General features: G+C 71.9%; 1 protein-coding gene. It reads right to left on the reverse strand.

Annotated features, from left to right (window positions below; genetic code table 11):
- Nucleotides 1–75: 75 nt before the first annotated feature.
- Nucleotides 76–1,701, reverse strand: a 1,626-nt coding sequence (cydC, locus tag B0F77_RS45510) for a thiol reductant ABC exporter subunit CydC (protein WP_086669277.1), incomplete at its 5' end; no start/stop codon positions are given.

Consider the following 1,701-nt stretch of genomic DNA (forward strand, 5'->3'; position numbering starts at 1 on the left):
GGTCTTCCAGCGCCGCCGACGTGATCTCGGTGGACGCGACGAGCACGCGCCGCGCCAGGGAGGGGTCCATGGTCCTCAACGGTATGCGGGCGCGCCGAGGTTCAGCACGAGGTCTGCCCGCGCGGCCTCATCGGGCCGGTGGGTGATGTGCAAGATCGTCCTGCGGTCGGCGCGGAGCTGCTCCAGCAGCTTGCGCGCGGTCGGTTCGTCGAGGTGTGCGGTGGGTTCGTCGAGCAGCACCACGTCGGCGTCGTGCAGCAACGCCCTGGCGAGCGCGAGCCGTTGCGCCTCGCCGCCCGACACCTGGTCGGGCCGGATCACGGTGTCGAGCCGGTCCACCCACTCCGGCAGGCACGCCAGCCGCAGCGCTTCCTTCAGCCGCTCGTCGTCGTGCGGCCCCGACATCCGCAGGTTCTCCCGCACGGTCGTGCTGACCAGCATCGGCTCCTGCGGGCACCAGGTCGCCGACGGCAGCTCCACGATGCCGCGCTCCGGCTGCAGGAAGCCCAGGAGCAGCGCGAACAGCGTCGACTTGCCGCTGCCCGACGGGCCGACGATCGCGACGTGCGTGCCGGGCTCGATGTCGAGGTGCAGGCCGGTGAGGGTCGGCTCGGTCGCGCCTGGCCAGCGGACGTCGACGTTCTCCAGCCGGATCCGCTTGCCTCTCGGGGTCTCCGGGCGTTCTTCAGCGTCGAACTGGAGCCGTGCGCTGGCCTCCTGGAGCGCCCTGCGCTGCTGGGCCGCGAGCGGCAGTGCGGCCAGTGGTTCGGCCAGAGCGAGCGGGACGAGGCCGAGCACCGGGTTGCCGGTCGTGGCGCAGACGAGGGCAGCCAGACCGGTCGCGAGCAGCACGATCGCGGTGGCCGCGCCCGTGCCAAACGCTTGCTTGCGGGTCTCCCCGGCCAGTTCGACGTCCTCGGCGTGCAGCTGTGCGAGCAGACGGTGATGGGCGTCGTGCGCAAGCAGATCCGGTGCGGCGGCGAGTGCGTTGATCGTGTCGCGGGCGACCTTGCGCCGGCCCCTGGCGAGCTTCGTGCTGGCCCGGCGCTCGGTCCAGACGGCGACCGCCGGCGCGGCGAGCCCCGCCGTGAGCAGCAGACCGCCGAGCACCAGGGCGGCAACCGGGTCGATGAACGCGAACAGGGTCGTGGTCGCGATGCCCGCGCCGATGGCCACGACCGGCGGCACGAGCACTCGCGGCACCAGGTCGCGAACGGTGTCCGTGTCCTCAACCAGCCGTTGAAGCCCATCGCGTCGTTGGGTTCGCACGAGCCTGAGCCATAGCTCCGCACGCAGGTTCGTGGCGAGCTTGAACGCCTCGTGGTGCGTGACCAGGCGCTCGACGTACCGGAGCACGCCCTTGCTCAACGCGAACGTCCGCACGCCCACGACCAGCACCGACAGGGTCAGGATCGGCGGCATCTCGGCCGCGCGGGCGATCAGGTGGGCGGCCAGCGCGGTCAGCGCGATGCCCGCCACGGCCGCCAGCACGCCCAGCCCGGCGCCCTTCCACGGGATCGGCAGGCGCTTCGGGCGTTCCGGCTGCGTCTCCTCGGTGACGACCCTGGCGAACGTCTCCTCCTCCGTCGCCTCCTTCTCGCGGTGCGAGGCGAGGACGACAGCGGCGGTGGCGCTAGCTCTCTTGATCGCTTTGTCGACTTTGCGACTTGTCACCGGGTCGAGGTGCGCGGTCGGTTCGTC

It is taken from the genome of Lentzea kentuckyensis (assembly GCF_002150765.1).
GTDB lineage: Bacteria > Actinomycetota > Actinomycetes > Mycobacteriales > Pseudonocardiaceae > Lentzea > Lentzea kentuckyensis.